At 37.1% G+C, this 26645-nt stretch carries 27 protein-coding genes; 8 read left to right on the top strand and 19 right to left on the bottom strand.

Annotation, left to right across the window (positions count from 1 at the left end):
- Window positions 1-3 precede the first annotated feature (3 nt).
- From proC to ppx, 4 genes are read right to left on the bottom strand one after another with little or no spacing between them, the layout of a single operon-like run.
- Complete coding sequence (proC, locus tag A6M14_RS10200; RefSeq protein ID WP_152874834.1) at window positions 4-834, bottom strand: pyrroline-5-carboxylate reductase; 831 nt, start codon at window positions 832-834, stop codon at window positions 4-6.
- Window positions 835-843: 9 nt separating this feature from the next.
- Complete coding sequence (gene tilS, locus A6M14_RS10195) at window positions 844-2208, bottom strand: tRNA lysidine(34) synthetase TilS (protein ID WP_152874833.1); 1365 nt, start codon at window positions 2206-2208, stop codon at window positions 844-846.
- Window positions 2145-2969, bottom strand: coding sequence for an acetyl-CoA carboxylase carboxyltransferase subunit alpha (locus tag A6M14_RS10190; protein WP_152874832.1), 825 nt, complete (start codon window positions 2967-2969; stop codon window positions 2145-2147). The genes tilS and A6M14_RS10190 overlap by 64 nt, the downstream gene beginning before the upstream one ends.
- 31 nt (window positions 2970-3000) lie before the next feature.
- Window positions 3001-4521 carry an exopolyphosphatase gene (gene ppx, locus A6M14_RS10185; RefSeq protein WP_152874831.1) on the bottom strand — a complete coding sequence of 507 codons (1521 nt, stop codon included), beginning with the start codon at window positions 4519-4521 and terminating at the stop codon, window positions 3001-3003.
- A 266-nt stretch (window positions 4522-4787) separates the two neighbouring features.
- Here ppx and trxA point away from each other — a divergent pair, with 266 nt between their 5' ends.
- From trxA to A6M14_RS10170, 3 genes are all read left to right on the top strand, one after another.
- Window positions 4788-5114: a thioredoxin gene (gene trxA / locus A6M14_RS10180; RefSeq protein WP_152874830.1), complete on the top strand. Its 327-nt coding sequence runs from the start codon at window positions 4788-4790 to the stop codon at window positions 5112-5114.
- A gap of 324 nt (window positions 5115-5438) precedes the next feature.
- Window positions 5439-6707, top strand: a complete 1269-nt coding sequence (rho, locus tag A6M14_RS10175; protein ID WP_152874829.1) for a transcription termination factor Rho — start codon at window positions 5439-5441, stop codon at window positions 6705-6707.
- 418 nt (window positions 6708-7125) lie between these two features.
- Window positions 7126-7359 carry a hypothetical protein gene (locus A6M14_RS10170; protein WP_152874828.1) on the top strand — a complete coding sequence of 78 codons (234 nt, stop codon included), beginning with the start codon at window positions 7126-7128 and terminating at the stop codon, window positions 7357-7359.
- 182 nt (window positions 7360-7541) lie between these two features.
- On the opposite strand, the gene A6M14_RS10165 is transcribed toward A6M14_RS10170, so the two are convergent.
- The 3 genes from A6M14_RS10165 to pheS all read right to left on the bottom strand — a co-directional run bounded on the left by A6M14_RS10165 (window position 7542) and on the right by pheS (window position 11344).
- Window positions 7542-7838 (bottom strand): integration host factor subunit alpha, encoded by a 297-nt coding sequence (locus tag A6M14_RS10165; protein ID WP_004649746.1) that lies wholly within the window; start codon window positions 7836-7838, stop codon window positions 7542-7544.
- Window positions 7835-10216, bottom strand: a complete 2382-nt coding sequence (gene pheT, locus A6M14_RS10160) for a phenylalanine--tRNA ligase subunit beta (protein ID WP_152874827.1) — start codon at window positions 10214-10216, stop codon at window positions 7835-7837. Before pheT ends, A6M14_RS10165 begins: the two co-directional genes overlap by 4 nt.
- 147 nt (window positions 10217-10363) lie before the next feature.
- Entirely contained in the window at window positions 10364-11344 is a 981-nt protein-coding gene (gene pheS, locus A6M14_RS10155; protein WP_152874826.1) for a phenylalanine--tRNA ligase subunit alpha, read from the bottom strand.
- Between the two features lie 157 nt (window positions 11345-11501).
- Between pheS and A6M14_RS10150 the strand changes: the two genes are divergently transcribed.
- On the top strand, window positions 11502-12554 hold the full coding sequence (locus tag A6M14_RS10150; protein WP_152874825.1) for a hypothetical protein: 1053 nt from the start codon (window positions 11502-11504) through the stop codon (window positions 12552-12554).
- Between the two features lie 101 nt (window positions 12555-12655).
- On the top strand, window positions 12656-13060 hold the full coding sequence (locus A6M14_RS10145) for a DUF1398 family protein (protein ID WP_152874824.1): 405 nt from the start codon (window positions 12656-12658) through the stop codon (window positions 13058-13060).
- A gap of 57 nt (window positions 13061-13117) precedes the next feature.
- Here A6M14_RS10145 and rplT read toward each other — a convergent pair whose 3' ends face one another.
- Together rplT and rpmI are read right to left on the bottom strand one after the other, a co-directional pair.
- Complete coding sequence (rplT, locus tag A6M14_RS10140; RefSeq protein ID WP_152874823.1) at window positions 13118-13477, bottom strand: 50S ribosomal protein L20; 360 nt, start codon at window positions 13475-13477, stop codon at window positions 13118-13120.
- A gap of 12 nt (window positions 13478-13489) precedes the next feature.
- Window positions 13490-13684: a 50S ribosomal protein L35 gene (gene rpmI, locus A6M14_RS10135; protein WP_004278281.1), complete on the bottom strand. Its 195-nt coding sequence runs from the start codon at window positions 13682-13684 to the stop codon at window positions 13490-13492.
- Window positions 13685-13908: 224 nt separating this feature from the next.
- Here rpmI and A6M14_RS10130 point away from each other — a divergent pair, with 224 nt between their 5' ends.
- Together A6M14_RS10130 and A6M14_RS10125 are read left to right on the top strand one after the other, a co-directional pair.
- The gene (locus A6M14_RS10130; RefSeq protein ID WP_152874822.1) at window positions 13909-15162 is read left to right on the top strand and encodes an MFS transporter; all 1254 of its coding nucleotides are present in this window, start codon (window positions 13909-13911) and stop codon (window positions 15160-15162) included.
- A gap of 110 nt (window positions 15163-15272) precedes the next feature.
- Window positions 15273-16004 (top strand): TonB family protein, encoded by a 732-nt coding sequence (locus A6M14_RS10125; protein ID WP_152874821.1) that lies wholly within the window; start codon window positions 15273-15275, stop codon window positions 16002-16004.
- 68 nt (window positions 16005-16072) lie between these two features.
- Here the strand turns inward: A6M14_RS10125 and A6M14_RS10120 are convergent, their stop codons facing one another.
- From A6M14_RS10120 to A6M14_RS10080, 9 genes are all read right to left on the bottom strand, one after another.
- Window positions 16073-16501, bottom strand: a complete 429-nt coding sequence (locus A6M14_RS10120; protein WP_152874820.1) for a YqaA family protein — start codon at window positions 16499-16501, stop codon at window positions 16073-16075.
- 6 nt (window positions 16502-16507) lie between these two features.
- Window positions 16508-16795 (bottom strand): hypothetical protein, encoded by a 288-nt coding sequence (locus A6M14_RS10115; RefSeq protein ID WP_152874819.1) that lies wholly within the window; start codon window positions 16793-16795, stop codon window positions 16508-16510.
- Between the two features lie 63 nt (window positions 16796-16858).
- Complete coding sequence (locus A6M14_RS10110; protein WP_152874818.1) at window positions 16859-17476, bottom strand: glutathione S-transferase family protein; 618 nt, start codon at window positions 17474-17476, stop codon at window positions 16859-16861.
- Window positions 17477-17752: 276 nt separating this feature from the next.
- Entirely contained in the window at window positions 17753-18301 is a 549-nt protein-coding gene (gene infC, locus A6M14_RS10105) for a translation initiation factor IF-3 (RefSeq protein ID WP_163124574.1), read from the bottom strand.
- A gap of 5 nt (window positions 18302-18306) precedes the next feature.
- Window positions 18307-20229, bottom strand: a complete 1923-nt coding sequence (gene thrS, locus A6M14_RS10100; RefSeq protein ID WP_152874816.1) for a threonine--tRNA ligase — start codon at window positions 20227-20229, stop codon at window positions 18307-18309.
- A 224-nt stretch (window positions 20230-20453) separates the two neighbouring features.
- Window positions 20454-21230 carry a ChbG/HpnK family deacetylase gene (locus A6M14_RS10095; protein WP_152874815.1) on the bottom strand — a complete coding sequence of 259 codons (777 nt, stop codon included), beginning with the start codon at window positions 21228-21230 and terminating at the stop codon, window positions 20454-20456.
- Window positions 21227-21652 carry a GtrA family protein gene (locus A6M14_RS10090; RefSeq protein WP_152874814.1) on the bottom strand — a complete coding sequence of 142 codons (426 nt, stop codon included), beginning with the start codon at window positions 21650-21652 and terminating at the stop codon, window positions 21227-21229. Before A6M14_RS10090 ends, A6M14_RS10095 begins: the two co-directional genes overlap by 4 nt.
- Window positions 21625-22614, bottom strand: coding sequence for a glycosyltransferase family 2 protein (locus tag A6M14_RS10085; RefSeq protein WP_152874813.1), 990 nt, complete (start codon window positions 22612-22614; stop codon window positions 21625-21627). Before A6M14_RS10085 ends, A6M14_RS10090 begins: the two co-directional genes overlap by 28 nt.
- 9 nt (window positions 22615-22623) lie before the next feature.
- Window positions 22624-24102 (bottom strand): glycosyltransferase family 39 protein, encoded by a 1479-nt coding sequence (locus tag A6M14_RS10080; RefSeq protein ID WP_152874812.1) that lies wholly within the window; start codon window positions 24100-24102, stop codon window positions 22624-22626.
- Between the two features lie 284 nt (window positions 24103-24386).
- On the opposite strand from A6M14_RS10080, the gene A6M14_RS10075 reads away from it, so the two are divergent.
- Window positions 24387-26027 (top strand): acyl-CoA synthetase, encoded by a 1641-nt coding sequence (locus tag A6M14_RS10075; protein WP_152874811.1) that lies wholly within the window; start codon window positions 24387-24389, stop codon window positions 26025-26027.
- A gap of 83 nt (window positions 26028-26110) precedes the next feature.
- On the opposite strand, the gene yjgA is transcribed toward A6M14_RS10075, so the two are convergent.
- Window positions 26111-26644 carry a ribosome biogenesis factor YjgA gene (yjgA, locus tag A6M14_RS10070; protein ID WP_163121293.1) on the bottom strand — a complete coding sequence of 178 codons (534 nt, stop codon included), beginning with the start codon at window positions 26642-26644 and terminating at the stop codon, window positions 26111-26113.
- Window position 26645: the final 1 nt, after the last annotated feature.

Raw genomic sequence — 26645 nt, 5'->3', positions numbered from 1 at the left:
ATCTTATTTAACGCTATCACTCAAATCTTGTGCAAGCACTTGACTACGTTTTTGTGCAGCAGCCAAAGCAGCTTGAATGGTTTGTGAAACTTGACCATGATCAAACACTTCAATCGCAGCTTGTGTTGTACCATTTGGTGACGTTACATTTTTGCGTAATTCAGCAGGCGTATTTGCACTTGTAATTGCCATTTGCGCTGCACCCAATGCAGTTTGCAAAGTCAAATCCGTTGCAACTTTTTCATCTAAACCTAAATTTTTACCTGCACGAATCATACTTTCCATTAAATAGAAAAAGTACGCAGGGCCTGAACCTGAAACCGCAGTTACAGCATCAATTTGTGCTTCAGTATTTACCCAAATGGTTAAACCTGTTGCAGCCAAAACTTGGCTTGCTAAGTTACGGTCTTTTTCAGATACAGCTTCTGTCGCATATAAACCATGTGCACCTGTTTGAACCAATGCAGGTGTATTTGGCATAACACGCACAACTTGGTCTGTGCCAAGTAATTCTGAAATAGTTGAGATTTCTGCACCAGCAACAATTGAAATCACTAATTTACCAGCAAAAAGACCTTTTAATGGCTTTAAAACTTGTGCCAAAACTTGTGGTTTTACTGCAAAAACAACAACATCTGCTGTTTGAATTGCCGCCATATTATCTTCAGTAACTTGCACATCCTTTTCTTGCAATAACTGACGTACTTGTTCTACTGGATCTGAAACTGTAATACGAGTTGCAGGCAAACCTCGAGCAATCAAGCCACCAATTAAGGCTTGAGCCATGTTACCGCCACCAATAAAACTAATATTACAATCTAAAACTGCCGTCATTTTTCACGCTCATCTATGAGTTTGATCTTTGTTCATTAACTTTGGTTGCCAACCACCTGTTTCACAATACACAGATTGTGCCAACCAAAAACCTTTCGGTGTAAACGCACCTAGCATAACATTATCTATGCTTAATATTTGAATTGTATGACGCTGCCACGGAAAAATATGTGCTTCTTGTATGGCTTTCTTTAACGGCCAAGAACCAATACGTCCGTACAAATGAATTTTTTCACCACCTTTTCGTTGCTCAATAGTGAGCTTCTTATTTAACAACTCAAAAGATAGTCCAATATTTTCAGTTTGAATTTTATATTGCCCAGATGCTAACGAAACAGATTCATTTAGCTCAAATTTAATATTTTGAATTTCAAAAATTTCTGTCTTTTCAGCTAAATATTCTTCTTTTTTAATGCGATACAATTGATCTTGATAGCGCACGTAAAAATAACCATTCCAATGCAAAGCTGCTTGAGAATCTTTCTTTGAATGAATGACTTCATTTTGAATACGCTCAACCATATCAAAAGATGGACGATACTGATCACCACCTTTCATCCAAGCAGACAATAATTGACGTTGTCTTGGCGGATTAAGCTGATTAAAAATATGAAGACCTAATTCAACGTCATTTCCACATAAGGCTAAATCTTGCAATAAAACCTCATGCAAAATATCTTCAGCATCTTGCATTAAATAACTGGTTCGACTTAAAGCTTGCTGCATTTTAGAATAGCGACTTTGCAAAATATGCCACAATTCTTCACGGCACCATGCTCGATCATAATGTGTGTCGTAATTTGTTGGATCTTGAATATTTTGCACATTCAACTGACTTGCCCATTGGCAAATTTGCTCATGCGAAATATTTAAAAGTGGTCGCCAGATGGTTAAATTTTGCCGAACATCTATTTCACGCATAGCAGCCAAACCATGAATTCCTGCACCCGAAAGTAATCGAAGCATTAATGTTTCAGCTTGGTCTTGTTGATGATGTGCAAGTAATAGAATTTCGTGAGGCTGAATATGATGTGAATAGGCTTGATATCGTGCAGATCTAGCTTGGCTTTCTAAATTGCCATCCGCAACATCTACCGTTTGAACAATACAAGGAATATTCAGTTGCTGGCATTGCGCCAAAACAAACTGTCCCCATTGCTCGCTTGAAGATTGCAATTGATGATCGACATAAATTGCACGAACTTTTTCAGGGCACAAAAATGACATTAGATGCAGAAGCAACATGGAATCCATGCCACCGCTACATCCAATTAAAAACGAAGAATTTTCTGAAAAATTCTGAAGCTGTTTTAAGCAGTTAGACCTAAATTGTCGCTGCCAAACTTCATTAAACGCTGGTAACGCGCTTCGCATCGTTCATTCGCATCCATTGGTTGCAATTCTTCAAGTGCTTGTTTTAACACAGACTTGAGGCTTTGCATAACTTGTTCAGGATTTAAGTGAGCACCCTCACCTTCATCGACAACATATTCAACAATGCCCATCTTTTTCAATTTTTCAGCTGTAAGAGCTAGTGCTTCACTTGCTTGCTCAGCTTTTTCAGCCGTTTTCCACAAAATAGATGCACAACCTTCAGGTGAAATCACTGAATAGATACTATGAGAAAGCATCACCACACGGTCAGCAACGCCAATACCTAAAGCACCGCCCGAACCACCTTCACCAAGCACTGTTGCAATAACAGGTACTTTCAAGTTTGAAAGTTGTGCAAGACTTGTTGCAATTGCTTCAGCTTGACCACGTTCCTCAGCACCAACACCTGGGTACGCGCCCATTGTGTCAATAAATGTCAAAACAGGAAGATTAAAACGCTCAGCCATATCTAAAAGACGCTGAGATTTACGATAACCTTCTGGGTTACTCATACCAAAATTATGTTGTAGTTTTTCACGCGTGCTACGACCACGATGTTGACCAACAATCATCACAGGTTGACCATCAAAACGCGCTAAACCACCGACCATTGCACCATCATCACCAAATAAGCGATCACCATGCAAAGCATCGAATTCTGTAAAAATTTCACCAACGTAATCTAAGAATTGCGGACGTTCAGGATGACGTGCAATTTGAACTGTTGCCCATGCTTTAGATTGGGCTGTTTTATTTTTCATAGGTCGACCTTATCCGTAAATTAACCATACGTTAATGAATGAATTGTTCCGCCTGAATATTCAATTCAATGTCACAATGCTTGAACTGCGCTTGCTCATCGTGCAAGTCTGCAACAAGTAAAGGCCACTGTTTTGCATCGCCAGAAACACTTAGTTGCCATTGTTGCGCATTATGTACTATCAATTCAATGGCAGGAAGCATCTCATCGCTACGACTGTGATTTAATAAAACAGATAATCGAAGCAATAGACATAAGTGCAGTAATTTGCTACCACCCACTTTCATAATGTCAAATTTAGCGTCACTTCTAAGCTTTCTACGATGATGTGCAACTAAATGCGAAAGATGATTTTGGTCAATTTGCGAGAAACCAGCAATGTCCGAATGTTGCAATAAATATGCACCATGACGATGATATCCTGCATGACTAATTGCTAAACCGATTTCATGTAAATATGCCGCTCTGCGGAGCAAATCACCATCATCTGAGGTTAAATCCAACTCTTTTGCAACACCATCAAATAAGTTTTGCGCAGTTTTTACAACACGCTCAGCTTGTTTAGCATCTGAGCTATAACGCCCCATTAAAGCTTGAACACTTCGATCTCGGATATCTTCGTGCTGGAAACGACCTAAAAGATCGTACATTACGCCTTCACGCAACGCACCATCGGAATATAAAAGTGAATCGATTTCCAAAATATCAAATACCGCATATAAAATCGCAATACCTGCTGGCAAAACTGCTCGACGATCTTCTTTTAAACCATCAAATTCCATATCGGAAACATGTTTATATTTAAAGAGCTTATCTTTTAATTTATCTAGACCTTCGCGCGTTAAGCTTTCTTTTTCATCGCTCCAGCCCATATTAACGACAATTTGGCGACAGGCTTTAATTGTTCCACTTGAACCAACTACCGTATCCCAACCTTCTTTTTTATATGTATTGGCAATACCAGACAATTCTTTACGGGCAGCAACAACGGCTTTATCAAAAGCTTTATGACTAATTTCACCGTCTTGGAAAAACTTTTTGGTGAATGCAACACAACCCATTTGCAATGATTCCGTATGAATGGGTTCAAATTCTTCACCAATAATCAACTCGGTAGAGCCACCACCAATATCGACAACTAAACGTCGTCCACTATTTGCCATGGTGTGAGATACACCCAAATAAATTAGACGAGCTTCTTCACGCCCCGCAATAATTTCAATAGGCTTTGGTAAAATTTCAGCTGCTTTTTGGATAAATTCGTGACCATTTTTTGCTTGACGCAAAGCATTGGTTGCCACAATACGCAAGCGATTAGGCTGAACTGCTCCCAAACGTCCAACAAAACGCGCCAAACATGCTAATCCACGTTGTTGCGCAGCTTCTGTTAAGTTTTTATTTTCATCTAAGCCTGCTGCCAATTGTACTTTTTCTGACATTGACGCAACTTTTTTTACTTCTCCGTGATCAACACGGGCAATTGCCAAATGAAAACTATTTGACCCCATATCAATGGCTGCAAGTAACTCTTCATCAATTAAAAAATCAGACATTCTTTAAACAAACCTATTCAGAACTACGACTAGAGTAATTCACCTACATGCAATTTAAAAGCCATTTATAATGTGTTTTTTTAACACGCTGATATTTCCCTTATTTATGACAATTGTGTTACACGATAATCACCATCGTGAGCATCAATTAGACAAAAAATTGCGAAAGGTTGAAAATTTAGTTATACCCCTACATTGTTAAAGATGGCTATGTAATACTAAGAACATTGATACCATCTTTAAAAGATTATTTTTGGAGCAAAACCATGTCTGGCAATATTGTAAACACAACAGATGATAACTTCACAGCAGACGTATTAGAGTCTGACACACCTGTACTTGTAGATTTTTGGGCAGGTTGGTGTGCACCTTGTAAAGCAATTGCACCTGTATTAGAAGTTTTAGCTTCAGAATACGAAGGTAAAGTTAAAATTGTTAAAGTTGATGTAACTTCATGCGAACAAACTGCTGTGAACTACAACATCCGTAACATCCCTGCACTATTAATGTTCAAAAATGGTGAAGTTGTAGCGCAACAAGTTGGTGCTGCACCTAAATCAAAATTAACTGCTTTCATTGATGAAAACATCTAAGAAGTTAGTCTTTTTAAAATACGCTATTAAAATATAGCGTATTTTTTTCGGCTATAAATTGACAAACCACAAATTCTCTCTTATATTGCATAATCAAGAAATGTAGGGTTTCTATTCCCTTTCTTTCTTACAAGACACAACACATAAGATGCCGCTCGGCAACAGAAATTGTTTTCACACTTCTTTTTATTTTAAATAAAATTTCAGTTCTTTGAATTGTTATTGTGCGAACCAATTACTTTCGTTTTTTGCATGTCTGCGGCCTACTCATTGTGCTTCCTATCTAACTTGTACCTCAGAATTTCACATTCTATCTGATCACATATGAATTTAACCGAACTCAAGAAAAAACCGATTGGCGAACTCATCAAAATTGCCGAGTTTATGGGCCTCGAAGGAGTTGCTCGTAACCGCAAGCAAGACATTATTTTTGCCATCTTAAAGCGCCATGCGATGAATGGTGAAGAGATTTTTGGTGATGGCGTTCTAGAAATTCTAACAGATGGCTTTGGCTTCTTGCGCACAGCTGCAGGTTCGTATTTAGCTGGCCCAGATGACATTTATATTAGTCCATCTCAAATTCGTCGTTTCAACCTTCGTACGGGTGATACCATCACTGGTACTATTCGCCCACCAAAAGAAGGCGAACGTTATTTTGCATTACTAAAAGTAAATCAAATTAACTACGACACACCTGAAAATGCACGTAATAAAATCTTATTTGAAAACTTAACCCCTTTATTCCCGACTGAACAGTTAATTATGGAATTAGGTAATGGTACAACTGAAGATTTAACTGCGCGTGTTGTCGACTTAGTTGCTCCTATTGGTAAGGGTCAACGTTCAATTATTGTTGCTCCGCCAAAAGCGGGTAAAACAATGTTGTTGCAAAACATCGCACAATCAATTGTACGTAACAACCCTGAAGTCTTCTTAATCGTTCTTCTTATCGATGAACGTCCTGAGGAAGTAACTGAAATGGAGCGTACTGTTCGTGGTGAAGTAATTGCATCTACATTTGATGAATCTCCTGCTCGTCACGTTCAAGTTGCCGAAATGGTCATTGAAAAAGCAAAACGTTTAGTTGAGCACAAGAAAGATGTTGTTATTCTTCTTGACTCTATTACCCGTTTGGCACGTGCTTACAACACTGTTATTCCATCATCGGGTAAAGTATTAACTGGTGGTGTAGATGCGCATGCTTTAGAACGTCCTAAGCGTTTCTTTGGTGCTGCACGTAACATTGAAGAAGGCGGCTCACTCACCATCATTTCTACTGCTTTAATTGAAACAGGCAGTAAAATGGATGAAGTGATCTACGAAGAATTCAAAGGTACGGGTAACCAAGAGATTACACTTGATCGTCGTATTGCAGAGAAACGTGTGTTCCCTGCTATGAACATTAAGAAATCTGGTACTCGTCGTGAAGAACGCCTTATGAGCGAAGATAATCTACGTAAAGTGTGGATTCTACGTAAGCTTCTTCATACTCAAGACGAATTAGCTGCGATGGAATTCTTGCTCGACCGCATGAAAGAAACCAAAACAAATGATGATTTCTTTGATCAAATGAAACGTAAAGCTTCAAATTAATTTTCATTTGATTTAAAAATAGAAAGGCTATCGTAATGATGGCCTTTTTTTTAATTGGTTGACTTTAATTACATAACGCAACAAACATCATAAATTCGTGTAAAGTTATTTTTAAGTTAATGATTATTAAAATAAATAGAAATAAAACATTAATAATTTTAGAGGGTTATATTGTATTTATCCAATCTACTTTCAATTATTAATAGTTATTTTCTGTTAACAAATAGCCAATTTACCCACTTTTAATACACTTTTTTTTTATCAACCAGTAGCAATTCAAAAGGCTCAGTGATAGCATAGCCGCAGACCAGTTAGACTGCTCCTGCATTGTTACTGCCTAACAAATTTAGGAATAATAAGAGCATACTACAGGCTAACGTAGGTTTTTTTTAATCTAATTCTTTTAGAGAGTGATGCCATGTTATTCAAAAAAATCGCTATTGCTGCTGCAGTTGCTACTACTTTAGCTTTCGTTGGTTGTGCTAAAAAAACTGAAGAAGCTCCTGCTGCTGCATCTGAAGTTGCTACTTCTGAAGTTGCTGCTGCATCTGATGCTGCTGTTCAAGCTGAAGCTGCTGCTTCTGAAGCTACTGTTGCTGCATCTGAAGCTATCGATGCTGCTTCTGAAGTTGCTGCTTCTGAAGCTAAATAATCTAACGATTATTTACTTAAAAAAAGAGAACCTTACGGTTCTCTTTTTTTATACCTGAAATTTATAGAGTATGAACAACAATTAGATTATTCCTCGCCAAACAAAAGAACTAAAAATAATTAGGACTCACTCGAATTAAAATTTAAGACACATCATCAAATTTAAAGCATTAAAAAAGCAGATCAATCGATCTGCTCATTTCCAACGCGTTGGCGGAATTTTTGTCCCGCACGGAAGGTAACTACACGGCGAGCGGAAATCGGAATTTCCTCACCTGTTTTAGGATTACGACCTGGACGTTGACGTTTGTCACGTAGTTCGAAGTTCCCAAAACCTGAAAGTTTAACTTGTTCCCCAGAGATTAGCGCTTGGCTAATCTCATCGAAGAATAACTCGACCATTTGTTTTGCTTCACGTCGATTTAAACTCGTGAGCTCACTTAAATGATCAGCCATTTCTGCTTTTGTTAGTGCTGTCATGAGGCCCTCAATGTTGCTTGGTAAGTTTGTTCTAAAATTTGAAGTATGTTGTCCATACCAGATTTAATTTCAGCATCTTCTAGTGTACGTGATGGATGTTGCCATAACAATGCAAATGCGAGTGAACGCTTGCCTTCTTCAACACCTTGACCAGTATACACATCGAACAACCAAGTAGAGTCTAATAACTCTCCACCTGTTTTTTCGATAAGCTTCTGAATTTCGCTAACATTAATCTTATCATTAATTAAAAGGGCAATATCACGTCTAACTGAAGGAAAACGTGATAATTCTGTAAAATTAGATACATAAGTTTGCAAAACAGCCTTTTGATCGAGTTCAGCAACCCAAGTTGTGCCCAAATCTAGTGCACTTTCTAAAGATGGATGTAAACGACCTAAATAACCAATTGATTGACCATCTACTAAAATTTCAGCAGATTGACCTGGATGTAACCAGGATTTTTCTGAACGCACATACTCAACATTCAAACGAGCAGCAGCTAAAACCTCTTCTACTTCACCTTTGAAGTCGAAGAAATCCATTGCTTGTGGCTTAGCATGCCAAGATTCAACAGTTTTTGAACCAACCGCAATAAGCGCTAAAGTTGGAATTTGTTTTAACTCTTGAATTGAAGATGCATTTTGATAATCAAAACGCAAACCTAATTCAAAGAAGCGCACACGACTTTGTTGACGATTAATATTGTGTTGAACACATGGAATTAAACTTGAAAGCAATGTAGAACGCATTACTGCTAAATCGCTTGAAATTGGGTTAGCCAATGCCAATGGATTTACCTCAGGATTCAATTGCTTCTCAAGTTTCAAATCTGCAAAGCTAAAGCTAATTGCTTCTTGATAACCTAAAGCAACAACTGTTTGACGTAATTGAGTAAGTTCAAACTGATCTTGATATTTCGCAAGTTTGACATCAATAACAGGCAAGCTGATTTGAATGTTGTCATAACCGTGAATACGTGCAACTTCTTCAATTAAGTCTTGGTAAATAACCATATCAAAACGGTGTGATGGAGGAAAAACTGTCCACTCACCTTCCGCTTTCACAGTAACATTACAACCTAAACGTGTTAATGCATCTGTAATGAAATCGCTTTCAACTTTATAACCCAGTAGTTGATCGACTTGAGCTTGATTTAATTCAATCGCATCACGCTTTGGTAATAGCTCTGTTTTTTCTGCAACAGTAATTGGACCAAATTCACCACCTGCAAGATCAGCAATCAACTGAGATGCACGGTGCATAGCAACCAATGGCAATTCAAAATCTACACCACGTTCATAACGTTGAGATGCATCTGTATGTAAACCAAAGCTACGCGCACGACCTGCAATATGTAATTGATCGAAGAATGCAGATTCTAAGAAAATTTCAGTTGTTGTATCTGAAATAGCTGAAGATAAGCCACCCATGATGCCTGCAATTGCCAATGCTTTATTGTCATCTGCAATAACCATGATTTTTTCAGAAAGCTCAACTTCTTGCTCATTTAACAGTGTTAACTTTTCAGCTGCAGTTGCTTGACGAACATGTACAGCACCTTCAACTTTACCACCGTCAAATGCATGAAGTGGTTGACCCAACTCCATCAATACATAATTGGTAATATCGACAAGAATACTGTGTTGACGAATACCTGAACGAGCCAAAGCACGTTCCATCCATTCAGGTGTTGGCGCTTTAGTATTTACGTTTTTGATCACACGACCTAAATAACGTGGGCAACCATCAGTTTCAACAACAACTTTTTTCTCATCTGAAATTGTTGCAGCAACTTCTTTAATTTCAGGTGCTGTTACAGGAAGTTGGTTAATTACACCAATTTCACGTGCAATACCACGAATACTGAAACAATCACCACGGTTTGGCGTAATGCTGATATCAATCACATTGTCATCTAAGTTTAGATATTCACGGATGTTGACACCAACAGGTGCATCAGCAGGAAGTTCTAAAAGACCATCAATTTTGTCTTCTAAGTCAATTTCAGATGCACCGCAAAGCATACCTTGTGATTCAACACCACGTAGCTTGCCTTTTTTGATTTTGAAATCGCCCGGTAATACAGCACCAATCGTTGCTACAGGCGCTTTCATACCTTCACGTACGTTTGGTGCGCCACATACAATTTGTAAAGGCTCGCCAGTACCAATGTTTACAGTGGTTACACGTAAACGGTCAGCATCAGGATGTTGTACAACCGTAAGCACTTCACCAACAACAACACCAGTAAATGGTTTTGCAGCAGGAGATAAATCATCAACTTCTAAACCAAGCATTGTTAGTTGGTCTGAAAGTGTGTCGCTATCAATGGCAGGATTTACCCACGTACGTAACCAATTTTCGCTAATTTTCATTTATAAAAACCTATATATCTAAATTCTTAATCCCCCTCTAACTCCCCCATTATTTAAGGGGGAGGACTCCTCTACTTTTAATTGATTTCGAGAAGTCCCTCTCCTTTTATAAAGGAGAGGTTAGGAGAGGATTTACAAAAAATCTGTTTAAGCAAATTGGCGTAAGAAACGCACATCATTTTGATAGAACATACGCAAATCGTTAATGCCATAACGAAGCATTGCAAAACGCTCTACACCTAAACCAAATGCAAAACCTTTGTATTTGTCAGGATCGATACCCGCAGAACGTAATACATTTGGATGCACCATACCGCAACCCAAAACTTCTAACCATTTACCGCGCTCATCCATAATATCCACTTCAGCACTTGGCTCAGTGAATGGGAAGTAAGATGGACGGAAACGTACTTTCAAATCTTTTTCGAAGAATTCGTTAAGCAAATTAACCAACAAACCTTTTAGTTCTGCAAAGCTTGTGTTTTCTGCAACGTATAAACCTTCAATTTGATGGAACATTGGTGAATGCGTTTGATCTGAGTCACAACGATACACACGACCTGGACACACAATACGAATTGGTGGCTGAGTTGTTTCCATCGTACGGATTTGCACACCTGAAGTATGCGTACGAAGTAAATGATTAACATCAAAATAGAAGGTATCGTGCATTGCGCGTGCAGGGTGATGACCTGGAATATTCAATGCTTCAAAGTTGTGATAATCATCTTCAACTTCAGGGCCAGTCGCTACAGTAAAACCTGCTTTAGTAAAGAACTGACAAATGCGTTCTTGTACTTGAGTAACAGGATGAATACTACCAATCGTTTGACCGCGACCTGGTAATGTAATATCTACAGTTTCGCTTGCAAGCTTTTGTTCTAGTACTGCTTTTTGCAATTCTGCTTGGCGTTCAGTTAGTGCGCCAGTAATTGCTTCACGTACAGCGTGAATTTGGGCACCAAAAACTTTACGTTCTTCAGGATCCATCTTACCAAGCGACTTCGATTGTTCAGCAAGCTGGCTTTTTTTCCCTGTAAATTGCACTCGTACTTGATCGAGTGTAGCAAGGTCCTCTGCTGCTGCAATTGCAGCAAGCGCTTCAGTGGTCAGGGCTTCCAGTGACATAGTAACTCTCAAAGCAACAATTTAAAAAATATAATAAAACCACATATTCTAACAGTTTTTAGTCGCTTTTATGAAGTTATGCTGTAAGTAAAATTTGATTAGCATCTAGATTTATAAAAAGTATAAGATAAAGCGAATAACGACGAGATCATTCACGATGGCACTAGATCAAATTTGGAAACAACAATTAGCCTTAGTTACTTACGGAAATGAGTTTTTAAATCAGGATTTAAACTTTAATCGTTGGATTAACCACTCTATTTTCGATCAACATATTTTTCTATTTCGAGATTTAATTTCTCAGCATTTACTCGCTCAACATTTTCATATTTGGCTAGAAGGCTTAAAAAAACAAGGCGTTCAGCGTTTAAGCCTACATAATTCAGCACTATTAGCAGATGAAAAAAATCCAAATGTAAATGTAGAACTTCTTGCCTACCCTCATTTTATTGTGAGCCATGCAGCCAATAAAAAAACAGCATGGATTTTTGGTAAAGAGCTACCTGAATGGTACTTATCTGAAGATGACTACAAAGCTCCACAAACACAATCTAGCCCTTTACGTCATGAAATTTTATGGCGATATGAACTTAACCCAAAACTAATAAAGCTTTTAGATGCCGATTTCAAACAACCGCAATGGGATGATATTCACACATTCATGGCGAATGAGTTATTCAACCACCCATATGCAATGGGCTATAAAGCACCATTAAGTTTAAATGCACCCTATTATGGAATTGCATCATCTAATGCAACATCATTAAATGAACCACAAACATCACACGCCAATCATCTCGCTTTATTACCTACAGAATATCAAGCAGATTATGCACACCAAGCTCTACATGAATTAGATGCGCTATCTGAATACATTGAACAGAAAATTCAACATCCTTACCATAAAGATGGCAGTGTCATTAATCCTGAGGAACAGTTAAATATTCGTAATTTTGCGCAACATATTGATGATTTACATGCCAAATTCATTACAAAAGTTGCAAATCATTATAAAACTGCGCAATTAACGCCAATTGCTGTGAAAGACAATCCGTTAGAGCCTTTAGAAGAAACAACAACCCCAAATAGTGTAATTTTCAAAAAGGAAAATAAGCCCACCCCTGAAACAACTTCTGGAAAATCAGGCGTGTTCACATTAATTATTATCACCATTATTATTTGCCTCATTGGCTATTATTTTGGTTTATAACCACTGTTTTGACATGCATTTTAAATGCGCTAAAATGCATGTCGACATTTGAATAAAATTATAAATCGATAAACTTAACAATCAATAAAAGTAGAAGCTTGATGTCTCATTTTAATCAACAACAAATTTCCATTATTAATAATGTATTCACCAAATCCAATACAGGCAAAATCCACTTTGGTGAAGTTATTCAACAACTTATTTCAATAGATATTGAATCGTATAATGTTAACTATCGACGTGGAGAAACGACCTACTATCTTTCAAATGGAAGTAGCTTACGTTTAGAGTTTGAAGCACATCCTGAAAAGATTTCTAAAAATTTTGATGCTGCAAAAATTAAATCTGCAATTTTGCAAACTCAATCAGGTACTGTGATGTATCCCGAGTTTAAAGACCTCACTTATGAGGCTGGCTGTATTGGGTATATTGTTTGGATTAACGGTGCAAAAGTTCAATATTTCGGTTGCAATGGGGATATTCACACAGAATTATTCCCACAGTAAATATTAGGCAATAAAAAAGACCGCTAAAAGCGGTCTTTTTTAAATCATCTAAGATGATTAAGCAGCTAATGCGCTTTTCGCTTTTTCAGCGATAGCAGCAAATGCAACTGAATCATGCATAGCGATGTCAGCAAGTACGCGACGGTCGATGATGATCTGAGCTTTTTTCAAGCCAGAAATCATACGGCTGTACGACAAACCATTTTGACGTGCGCCAGCATTGATACGCGCAATCCATAAAGCACGGAATTGACGTTTCTTTTGACGACGGTCACGGTAAGCATATTGACCTGCTTTAATTACTGCTTGGAACGCTACACGATAAACACGTGAGCGAGCGCCGTAGTAACCTTTAGCACGAGCAAGAATTTTTTTATGACGACGATGCGCCTGAACACCACGTTTTACACGAGCCATTTATAAATCTCCTTAGATGTATGGGCACATACGGCGAACTGAAGCAACGTCACTTACGTGAACCATTACACAGCCGCGTAATTGACGAATACGCTTAGCAGATTTTTTGGTCAAAATGTGGCGTTTGAACGCTTGTTTACGCTTAAAACCGTTAGCAGTCGCTTTAAAGCGTTTAGCTGCACCACGGCGAGTTTTCATCTTAGGCATAACAACCTCTTTTGAACACCTGTTCGGAACGTCTGCACCATTGCAAAAACGACCTGCAGGTAAGGGAGCGCATATTCTAATGCATCCCTGCTCAAAACAAAAGCAATTATTTTTATTGAGATCAAGATTGTCTTCAAATTTTGCGCTATATATTTAAAAAATGAACATATAAACTTACAGATATTCCGCAGTATAATTTTCCATCTCTTTAAAAATAGTACAACATGAAAATAGCACAGGACGCTTTCGCGGCACTTCGGTATCGTGACTTTTCAATTATTACCTTAAATCAACTTTTTTTAACTTTAGCTATTCTTATTCAAGAAATTATTGTTGCCTATTCTTTATATCAAATTACCAAAGACCCACTTACGCTTGGCTTAATTGGTTTAGCAGAAGCCATACCGTATATCGGCTTGTCGCTTTGGGGTGGTTATTTTGCAGATCGTTTTAATAAACAAATCATTATGAAAATATGTTTATTTTTTGCAGTGCCCATGCCCATCATTTTATGGTGGTTATTTCATAGCTATGGCTTAGGTCAAATTTCCACACATACTCTTGCTTGGAGTATTTATGCCGTCATTTTTGGCTTAGGTACAATTCGAGGCTTATATAGTCCATCAGCAACATCATTAAAACCATTTTTAATACCCAAAGATTTATATGCCAATGGCGCGACATGGACAACCATTGGCTGGCAAACGGGTGCAATTTTAGGACCAATGCTTGGTGGTTTTATGTTGGCATTTTTAGGTCGTGAAACGAGCTTAATCTCTGTCGCTATTTTATTAACAATTTGCTTTATCCTCGTCAACCTCTTAAAAAAACGTACATTCCCGTCAATAGAAACTGAGAACATAAGAGAAAGCTTAAAAGATGGTTTTAAATTTATTTTGAAAACTAAAATTGTACTTTGGGCAATTTCATTAGATTTAGTTTCTGTACTTTTTGGTGGTGTGATTGCCCTACTTCCTATTTTTGCAGAAGATATTTTAAAAGTTGGACCCGAAGGACTGGGTTATTTACGTGCAGCACCAGCGATTGGCGCACTCATTACCATGATGATATTAACCAAGTTCCCACCAACACATCATGCATGGCGCAATATGCTACTTGCAGTTGCTGGCTTTGGAATATTCACATTAGTTTTCGCATTTTCAAACTATATGTGGCTATCATTATTCGCACTGGCAATGACGGGTGCTTGCGACAGTATTTCTGTTGTTATTCGACAAACGATTTTACAAATTTATCCACCTGAAAATATGCGTGGACGCGTTGCCGCAGTAAACGGTATGTTCGTTTCAAGTAGTAATGAGCTTGGTGCTTTTGAGTCTGGCTTTGCTGCGAAGTATATGGGGGCTGTTATGGCAACAGTTTTTGGAGGATGTATCACCATGGCTGTCGTTACGGTGAGTTGGATTAAAACCAAAGATCTATTCTCTGTCGATATTAATAAAGGTAACAACACATAAGAAATTTCACTTAATTTTATTTAATACTTGCGAGTATTTTCAATTCAGGAAATACTTGCTGAGTTTAATTCACTATTTTCGATATACAACTCGATTAAGATATTCAAATTATGAAAAGTATCCTGTGTGCTAGTTTATTGCTTGTATTACCTTTTTCTACAGCATATAGCCAAGAAAATAATACATCTAAAAAATTGAATACCCAAAAAAGTGCAGCATTAGGTGCGCATTTAACCACACGTATTCAGTGGGAAAAATTTCCCCAACCTAAATACAAAAATGAAGATTTAAAAGAAAAAAATCGTGCTGCTATTTTACGCGTATATGCCGATGAATCGGGTAATGTCACCAAAGCAACGGTTCAAGAAAGTACAGGATTAAAAAATTTAGACGACCTTTTAATTCAAGCTGTTCGTGTATCTAAAGTTAAACCGTATATTGAAGAAGATAATGCTGTCGCAACCATTGGTTTTCAAACATTTAATTTAAGATTCATTGAAGAAGATGAAGTTCAATGTTCATATGATTTTAATTCTAAAAATTGGGCTGCACAAAAATCAGGTGAGAAAACATCTTTCCAATATCGTGCACAACCTCAAATTTCTGTAAATACAGATAATTTAAATGGTCATAATCGTAGTGTCACTTTTAGCTTTAAAGTAGACAAACATGGCGATGTGAAAAAAGTCAAAATTAAGAAAGGTTCTGGTGTTTACGACTTAGACCAAAAAGTAATTCAATCTATTTCGAATGCTCATGTTGATGTACCGCGTAAATTTTGGATTTATAAAAAGTCTCACTTAAAAGATGAAATTCAATTTAAGTATGATGGTTGTGCTTAAATCTTAAAATATGGATGACTAAATTCATTTACTTCTAATATGTTTTAGTCATCTTCCTTTATGAATAATTAGAAAAAATCTCTAAAAATCCAATAAACACACAAATAACGACTTACTTTAGCAACACTCACAACCAATAAAAATCGAACAAAATTTTCTTTTAAAAGCCCTGCGATTAAAGTAATGGGATCTCCAATAATAGGCACCCAACTCAGTAACAAAGACCAAAAGCCATATTTCTGATAGATACTCTGCGCTTGAAGCATTTTAGCTTCAGAAACAGGAAACCACTTTTTATTTTTATAATGTTCTATCTTTAAACCTAAATACCAATTCACGCACGAGCCAAGGACATTTCCCAAACTCGCAACCACAATTAACCAAAAAATAGATTGGCTCCCTTCTGCAAACAAACCAAGAAGAACGGCTTCTGACTGTAGTGGCAATAATGTTGCCGCACCAAAAGCAGAAATAAAAAGTAAAAAGAAAGCCCACATCTAGATTTACTTCAAGCCTAATTTTTTCTTGGTTTTTAAATATTCAAAATTTGCCCAAATCACCATTACAACAATAACAGCCACACGTACCCAAAAATAAATTTGTGAAATAGGATCGATGGTTGTTTTCATTAGAATTTGGTCTTTGGTATTAAGTGCTGCCAAAATATTTTGCACATGTATGGCCTCAACCACAAATAATGCTAAACATCCAACAATACCAATAATGATACTCCAATAGACTTTAGCGTTATTTTCCAGAATTCGGGTTAAGTTTAAAATGAAGTCTTTCATGCAATTTTATCCAATAAAAAACCACCGCTTTGGGTGGTCTTTCATCTTAGCATAAAAGAAATTTTAAACTTGTATCGCTAATGCTTTCTGTACAGCAGGACGAGCATCTATTCGCTCCATATATGCTTTCACATTTGGATATTCATCCAAATTAATATTTTGCCATTCATAGCGACGTATCCAAGGATAAATTGCGATATCTGCAATTGAATACTCACCTGCAACAAATTGCTGTCCAATGAGTTGATTTTCTAACACACCATATAATCGTTTTGCTTCTTTATTAAAACGCTCAATTGCATATGGAACCTGTTCAGATGCAAATTTATTAAAGTGATGATTTTGCCCCAACAATGGACCAAAGCCCCCCATTTGCCACATCAACCATTGCTCAACATCAACACGTGCTTGTTCATCTTGCGGATAAAACAAACCTGTTTTACGTCCTAAATATTGCAAAATAGCACCAGATTCAAACACTGAGATGGATTGATGGTTTGGACCATCCTGATCGACAATGGCAGGAATTTTATTATTAGGTGATATTCTTAAAAAATCTGCTTGAAACTGATCATCTTCTAAAATATTAATAGGGATAATTGCATAATCTAAACCCATCTCTTCCAAAGCAATTGCTATTTTCAGACCATTGGGTGTTCCCCAATAATATAGATCTATCATGTTTTATCCCTTTGGTTTTTTCTATTCTTAACTATATAAAACTGTTATAGCATGATTAATAAACTTGAATTGTTGCTAATACTTTAAATTTCACAAAATTAATCGATATAATTTTTCATTATTTTAACGTTTATTTAAGCACATATAGCCTTATAGAAACGCCAATAACTTACCTATTTACCTCTCTATTTATATGATTAAAGCCAAACATATACAAATCATTTTTATACATAAAAAAAGCACTGCAAGTGCAGTGCTTTTTTTATCAAGAGATGCTTACTTTTTCTTTTTAGGACCAAGTAGCATACCCATTTGACGACCTTCCATTTTTGGCGTTTGTTCAACAACACCATAATCTGTTACGTCAGCTTCAATTTTTTGTAATTGAGCAAGACCTAACTGCTGGTGAGCCATCTCACGACCACGGAAACGTAAAGTGATTTTTACCTTGTTACCTTCTTCAAGGAACTTGATAATTGAACGTAATTTTACGTTGTAATCACCTACATCAGTACCAGGGCGTAGCTTGATTTCTTTCACCTGTACTTGATGTTGTTTTTTCTTCGCTTCTTTCTGCTTTTGCTTAAGATCAAACAAATGCTTGTTAAAGTCCATGATTTTGCAGACTGGTGGCTCTGCATTTGCAACAATCTCAACCAAGTCAAGATCTACGCTTTCAGCAGCGCGAACTGCTTCTGCAAGGCTAACAATACCTTTTTGCTCACCATTTTCGTCTACAAGACGGACTTCTTTTGCACGAATTTCATCATTCAAAGCAGGACGGTTTGACTTTCCGCCCTGTTGATTACGGTCAGGCTGTTTAATCGCTGTTACTCCACAATGTACCGGCCGCGTTCGGCTACGGCTGCTTTTACTAAATCAACGAAAGCATCGATTGACATAGTACCCAAATTTGTTCCTGAGCGAGTACGAACATTTACTGTTCCTTCCTCTACTTCTCGGTCACCTAAAACCAATAAGTAAGGAATACGCTCTAATGTACGTTCACGAATCTTAAAGCCGATTTTCTCATTTCTCAAGTCTGAAATAGCTCGAATACCGTTTTCTTTAAGTTTTGCGACGACTGACTCACTCGCAACTGCTTGTGAATCTGTAATATTCATCACACACGCTTGAACTGGTGCCAACCATGGTGGCATAAATCCTGCGTAATGTTCAATTAGTATACCAATAAAACGTTCGAAACTGCCAAGAATTGCACGATGCAACATAACTGGTTGATCTCGATCATTATCTTCAGTTACATAAGACGCATCTAAACGTTCTGGTAAGTTGAAGTCACATTGTATTGTACCGCATTGCCAGATACGACCTAAGCAATCTTTTAATGAGAATTCAATTTTCGGACCGTAGAATGCACCTTCACCAGGCTGAAGATCCCATTCAAGACCTGCTGCATCTAAAGCATCTGCTAAAGATTTTTCAGCCATATCCCAAAGTTTATCATCACCCACACGTTTTTCAGGACGTGTTGAAAGTTTCATTTGTACTTCTTCGAAGCCAAAGTCTTTATAAACATCTAAAGTAAGTTTAATAAAGTCTGCAACTTCTTGACCAATTTGTTCTTTAGTACAGAAAATATGTGCATCATCTTGGGTAAAACCACGTACACGCATAATGCCATGTAATGAACCTGATGGCTCGTTACGGTGACATGAACCGAATTCTGCTAAACGTACAGGTAAATCACGGTACGATTTTAAACCTTGGTTGAACACTTGTACGTGACAAGGACAGTTCATTGGTTTAATTGCATAGTTACGATTTTCAGAATGCGTCGTGAACATGCCATCTGCATAGTTTGCAGCATGTCCTGATTTTTCCCAAAGCGAGAAGTCAACCACTTGCGGTGTACGAATTTCTTCGTAGCCATTCGCTTGTTGAACTTTACGCATGTATTGTTCAAGTACTTGGTAAATTGTCCAACCGTTCGGATGCCAGAACACCATACCTGGTGCTTCTTCTTGCATATGGAATAAATCTAGCGCTTTACCAATTTTACGGTGATCGCGTTTTTCTGCTTCTTCAATACGTTTTACATACGCTGCAAGCTGTTTTTTATCTGCCCAAGCTGTACCGTAAATACGTTGTAACTGTTCGTTTTTCGCATCACCACGCCAGTAAGCACCTGACATTTTAGTGAGTTTGAATGATTTTAAGAATTTAGTATTTGGAACGTGTGGACCACGACACATATCTAAATAATCTTGATGGTAGTACAAGCCCATTTCTGTTTCTTCAGGCATGTCTGCAATCAAGCGTAATTTATAGTCTTCACCACGTTTGGTAAATTCTGCAATCACTTCATCACGCGGTGTCATTTTTTTAATAACATCGTAGTCTTGATCGATGAGCTTTTTCATACGCTCTTCAATTGCTGCTAAGTCATCTAGAGTAAATGGCTTTTCACTGAAGATATCGTAGTAAAAACCATCTTCAATAACAGGGCCAATCACCATTTTCGCTTCTGGGAAAAGTTGCTTAACAGCATGACCTACTAAATGTGCGCAAGAATGGCGAATAATTTCTACGCCAGCTTCATCTTTAGGCGTAATAATTTGTAAGGTCGCATCTTCTGTAATTAAGTCGCTTGCATCTACAAGGCGGTCATTTACACGACCTGCAACTGTGTTCTTTGCAAGACCAGGACCAATGCTTAGTGCAACGTCCATAACAGAAACAGCATGATCAAATTGTTTTTGATCGCCATTTGGCAAAGTAATAATAGGCATAAAAAATCCTTAAGGAGTGATGCCCCGCACAATGGAGCATATCACCGCGAGATTATGATCGAGGGAAACCCTCAAAAGATAAAAACGGTGGATAAATAAAAATCAGCTAGAATTTTACACGTCTTAGCCATTTTAATAAACCGTTAATGCCTTTTTAAGCGTATCAATCCTGATTTGGCTTGTTTTTCAATGACTCAATATAACTTGAAATGTATTTTTAAATTTTAAAGCGCCAAGTTTTTCCAAGATTGCGCATGACAATGGTATTTATTCCAAAGTTCCAAGAATTCATCACTTAACAACCACTCATACTCAATGCAACGCGCAGCATAAATTTCATCTGTCCAATTTGGATCTATTTGTGCAGGATGGCACATAATGACACTATTATTGGGCGCATTTTCAAGCCAACTTTCCCATAATCCCTTCAGGCCATCTAAGCCTGTATTAAAACCATAGATACCTGCAAATGATGGATTATGAGGCCATTGTTGTTTGATTAATTCCTGTTTTAAAGCAGATCCACCTAAAAAGTAGATGATTTTTGCTTTTAAATCTGTTTGATAGGTTTGAGTATTTCTTAAAGGAATTTTCTGGTTATATCGTTGTTCAATACACGCCAATAAAGTCTGACGCACTTGAGGAAACTGATGTACATGCTGATGACCATCAATAAAACTGGGGATGTTTCCAATTTTATTTTCAAAGTGATCAAATTGTTGATGAATAATTACTTCAAGCTCAGATCGATTAAATTTTCTTAAATATGCTTTTAATAACACATCTTTTAAGCTTCCCACACCTGCTAAGCCAGTTAAATCAAAATGTAAACCAATATCAATGTGATGATTTTTTAAGGCTTGAACTTCATTTTGATGAATTTCACCTAAGCTCATAAAACTCGTTGCTTGAATTCTTTTCTTTTCCGCTAAGTCAATTACCGCTTGATTCACTGCATGTGAAAAGCCCAAATCATCTACATTAATAATAATACTTTTCATGAATTACTCTTCGCTTGAAATGCCCAAAACTTAGCAAGTAGAAATGTACAAACGGTCACAAGAGCCGTCGCAACAATCCAAATAAAAATGTAGTACTTTTCACCTAACAGATAGATTCCAGACGCGAACATTGCTTGATTTAGTGCAAAACCAAACACAGAACTTGCAAACCATTTTCCAAGCTTTAATTTCCATTCACTTTTTTGACTTTGTGAACGGAAAGTAAAATTAAAATGCCCTGTAAATCCAAAAATAAACGCAATTAAAAAAGCAAAAAAATTAGCAAAATTCGGATGGATATTTAAAACTTGGACAAAGAATATCAGCGATAGAAAATGTACTAGCGCCGTTAAGCTTCCTACAATGAAGAAGAATAAACCTTGTTTTTGCAGGTTTACTGATCTTGCTTTTTGTTGTTCCATTTTTTATCCACTATGTATAACGGTCTTTGTTTGACTTCATCATAAATACGACCAATATATTCACCAATCACACCTAGGCAAATCAGTTGTAAACCTGCTGAAAACATAATACCGACAGCAAGTGTTGGCCAACCTTTCAAATCTTTACCAAAAAATAAGGTATCTCCAATAATAAAGAGACCATATAAAATTGCGATCACAGACACCAAGAACCCCATACGAGTAATCCAACGTAAAGGTTTCAATGAAAATGAAGTTACCCCAATGACTGCTAGCTCAAATAAACCACTAAAGTTAAATGAGCTTGTACCCTCTAAGCGCTCTTGTGCTTGAAATGGCAAATATAAAGTTTTAAACCCAACCCAAGAATATAAGCCTTTCATAAATCTTTGGCGTTCTGGTAAAGCGAGAAGTGAATCGACCACTTTTCGCTTCATTACTCGAAAATCTCCTGCGTGAGGTTCAAGCTTATAGCGTTGAGAATCTTGCATAAAACGATAAAAAACATGTTTATAAAGCTTGAGAAGAATATTTTCATGCTCACGCGTTTCTTGAACTGCCGCCACCATATCTATTGCAGGGTTCTGAATTGCTTCAAGCATTTCTTCGAGTACAGATAATGGATGTTGACCATCTGAGTCCATCATTGCGACAAGCTTACCTTGTGACTCTTTTAGCCCCGCGCTTAAAGCAGCTTCCTTACCAAAATTTCGAGAAAACTGAATTAAATTAAATTCGATATTGATGGGTGTAAGATTTAGATGTTTCTCATAAACTTCATATAAATTATCTTTACCACCATCATCAACAAGAATAATTTCACAATTTACTTGCTTCTTTGCAAGCATTGTAAAAAGCAACGGTAAAAGAAGATCTACATTTTTCGCATCATTGTATGCAGGTAAAATAATAGATAACTCTATTCCCCGATTATCTAAAACATCATTATTTTTCGTAAGCATAAGATCAGTCTATTCTTTTGGTTGAATGCATGATTTCGGCACAAAGGCTTGCCACTGAATAATTAAAGGTTGTTTATTGGGTACTTTAGCCCAAGTGATTTGCCACTCACCATGATAAATAACCAATTGATCATTTTTTTCTAAGTCGGAAACATATGGAAGTATTGGCTTTTGATCTTTTTCCCAAAGCATAAAACTCCCCTTTTGTTCCAAACGTTGTAAATTCATCCATGGTGAATACGCTGCTGACGTATCCATCATCACTGAAGGCATTTGATTCATTTTAGTTGCAACAAGAATTGCAAGCCAGTTATCTCCACCAATATTATCTAGCTGACAATGGCTTATTTGCTTCCACTCTTGCTCTGCTTTCAAACTCAATTCTTGCTGAGGCCAATCCATTCGAGATGGCTTATGACGGAGTTGACCACCAAACTGAATATAACAAGCCATTAATACGCTAATAATAAACAACCAAATGACTAAACCTTTAGCCAAACCTTTTTTATGGTTTTGAAAGATATTTTCGGGAATCATTGCAACCAAAATTAAGCCAACAAGACTCCACATAGGAGACGCCCACATATCTCGAATATTTGCCCCAGAAACTAAGCCTAGTAGAAATAAAAACAAGCCAGGAAAGATCCCAATAAAAAACAAGAAGTTTCTATCGTCTATTTTAATATTTCTAAATTTAAAAGATAAACTTTTATTGCAAAGCAAAATTAAAAGTAAAGGTAGGCAATTCACGATTTGAGATGCCAAATACTTAAATGCAGCTAAATGATTTACACCGCCACCATCTTCATGTGAGCGTGACTGAATATATGTAAAAGTTAACCAATCGTGTTGATACAACCACCAAACATGCGGACTAAAAAGCGCGAGTGCAACTACAACAGCAACCCATGGTTTAGCCGTCAACCATAATCGTCTATATGACGTTAACAAAGAAAATAAAACGATTGCGAAGACTAAAATTGCAACCGAATATTTGGTGAGCATACCAATACCAGTAACTACACCAAATATTAACCATGCACTCCATGTATTTTTTTTCAGTGCTAAATAAAATACATAAATTAAGCCCGCCCAAATTGGCATTTGAGCAACATTATGATTGAACTCAATTGAAGGCCATGTGTAATAAAAAATCGAAAGTACAAATACTCCTGAATAAAATGCTTTTTCTTTAGAAACGATGTTTTTTCCGAGTAAATAGACAAAAAAGATCGTTAAAGAAATACAAATTTGACTGAGAATATATGGACCAAATACACCAAAAACAGCATAGAAACTATATAAAATCCATGAAGAAAATGGAGGATGTTTATAATATCCAAGTTGAAACTCTTTCCCCCAATAAATGCCTTCTGGCACATCTAAAGGAAAGCTTGAAGAGAATACAGGTGGAATAACCATCCAAAATAAAAAATATATAATTAAAACTAAGATGAACTTTTTTTCAAAACTTATTTTTTCTAACATGACTAAATTGCTGCTAATTTTTAAAAAACATTATACAAGCTGATTGATGATAAAAGATTCCAATCATAAAAATACTTAAACAAAAAACCATATCATCATCATATTTAAGACATAAAATTTTGATCTTTGTTCAATTCCAGCTTTCCATTTCTCTTTCAAATTTGATCATTAATTAAATTCCCACTATTAGAGTAAATACTCGACCAAAGAATAAAGGAAATTATCCTTAAAAATGCATATCTTCAAAGCATGGGGAAATAATTAAATTACATGGAGTAATAATAATGGTTAGCGCATATGATCAATTGCCACGTACACCTGCAAATTTTGTTGCACTTTCGCCTCTACGCTATTTAGAACGTGCAGCCTATATCTATCCTAACCAAGATGCCATTATTCACGGTTCTAGACACATTTCTTGGCGCGATACATATAAACGTTGCCGCCAATTCGCACATCAGCTTCAAAATTTAGGTGTAGGTAAAAACGATACCGTTTCAGTTTTACTTCCTAATATTCCTGCCATGATCGAAGCGCATTTTGCAGTTCCAATGGCAGGTGCTGTTTTAAACACACTCAATACGCGTTTAGATGCAAAAACATTGGCATTTATGCTTGAACATGCAGAATCTAAAGTTTTATTGATCGATCCTGAATTTGCCAATATCGCAAAAGAAGCTTTAGCGCTGATATCCCAAGAAATTTATATTATTGATGTTGCAGATGTTGAATTTGATGGTGAAAGTCAAAGCATTGGGCAAATTGAATATGAAGCATGGCTTACTCAAGGTGATGAAAACTTTGAATGGCACTTACCACAAGATGAATGGGATGCCATTAGCCTAAACTACACATCAGGCACAACGGGTAATCCTAAAGGTGTTGTTTATCATCACCGTGGAGCTTATATCAACGCAGCAAGTAATATTATTGCCTGCGGTATGACGCCACGTGCAACCTATCTTTGGACACTTCCACTTTTCCACTGTAATGGTTGGTGTTTTGCTTGGACAATTGCGGCAAATGGTGGAACCAATATTTGCTTACGTAAAATTGATCCTGAACTTATCTACAAACTCATTGATACACATCGTGTCGATTATTTCTGTGGTGCGCCCATTGTTTTATCTATGCTTATTAATGCACCCGATGAACATAAAATTAAAATTGAACATCGCGTAGAAGTGATGGTGGCAGGTGCAGCCCCTCCTGCGGCAATTATTGAAGGTATGCGAAATATTGGCATCAACGTTACACATGTTTATGGCTTAACTGAAACTTATGGCCCATCTGCACTGTGTGCATCACAGGCAGGTTGGTCTGATCTTTCCATTCAAGAACAAGCTCAACTACATTCTCGCCAAGGTGTTCCATATCCGTTACAAGATGGCATGAAAGTTTTAGATCCTGAAACCATGCAACCCGTTCCCAACGATGGAACAACAATGGGTGAAATTATGTTCCGCGGCAATATTGTGATGAAGGGTTATTTAAAAAATGCCGAAGCAACAGCAGAAGCATTTGCAGGTGGATGGTTCCATACGGGTGATTTAGCTGTTTGCCAACCCGATGGCTATGCAAAAATTACCGATAGATCTAAAGATGTGATTATTTCAGGCGGTGAAAATATTTCATCACTTGAAGTTGAGGAAGTGCTATATCAGCATCCTGCAATTTTAACTGCTGCTGTTGTAGCGAAACCCGACCCAATTTGGCAAGAGGTTCCGTGTGCATTTATTGAATTAAAAGTTGGAAAAACGGCAACGCCTGAAGAAATTATCGCGTATTGCAAAGAACATTTAGCACGCTTTAAGGTTCCTAAAGATGTCGTTATTACTGAAATCCCAAAGACATCGACAGGTAAATTACAAAAATTTGTACTTCGTGAATGGGCAAAAGAACGTGCTACAGGTAAATTTGATTAATTTACATTTACTAATGTGAATTTTAAACCCAATAAAAAAGCGACCTCAAAGGTCGCTTTTTTAACATAGAAAATAACTAAAATTTAGTTATCTGAAATTAAAGCAACTTGTTGAATGTAGTTAAACAATTTCAACTTAGCAGCTGCAATTTCTTCTTCAGGTAATTGTTTCGAAATATCACGATTAATACGCAATATATGTTGGCGAATTGGATGATGTTCAGCAGCATTATGCGCTTTCATAAACTCTTTAATCGCAGGTTCTCCTTGAACAACCATACGATCTACCCAACGATTGAGTTGAGCTGTTTTCTTTGCACCTTGTTTTGGCGTTAAGTAAGATAAAATGACGGTTTCATCTTCATTACGCAACAATTTACCAATGCGTAGAAATTGACGACGACGTGCCTCACCTGAAGTAATGAGTTTCACATCTTCCAAAGCTTCAATTAAACGCTCTTCCACAGGAAGATTCTTAATTTGTTTGGCGCTCAATTCTGCTAATTGTTCACCTAAAGCAGCCATGCGTTGAACTGCTTTCTTTTGTTCGGTTTTGCTTGCACGCCCTTCTAAAGATTCAAAGTCATCTTCAGTAAAACGTTGCGATCGACGTGCCACG

It is taken from the genome of Acinetobacter portensis (genome assembly GCF_009372215.1).
Classification (GTDB): domain Bacteria; phylum Pseudomonadota; class Gammaproteobacteria; order Pseudomonadales; family Moraxellaceae; genus Acinetobacter; species Acinetobacter portensis.
This window is presented reverse-complemented; position numbering and strand designations above follow the sequence as displayed.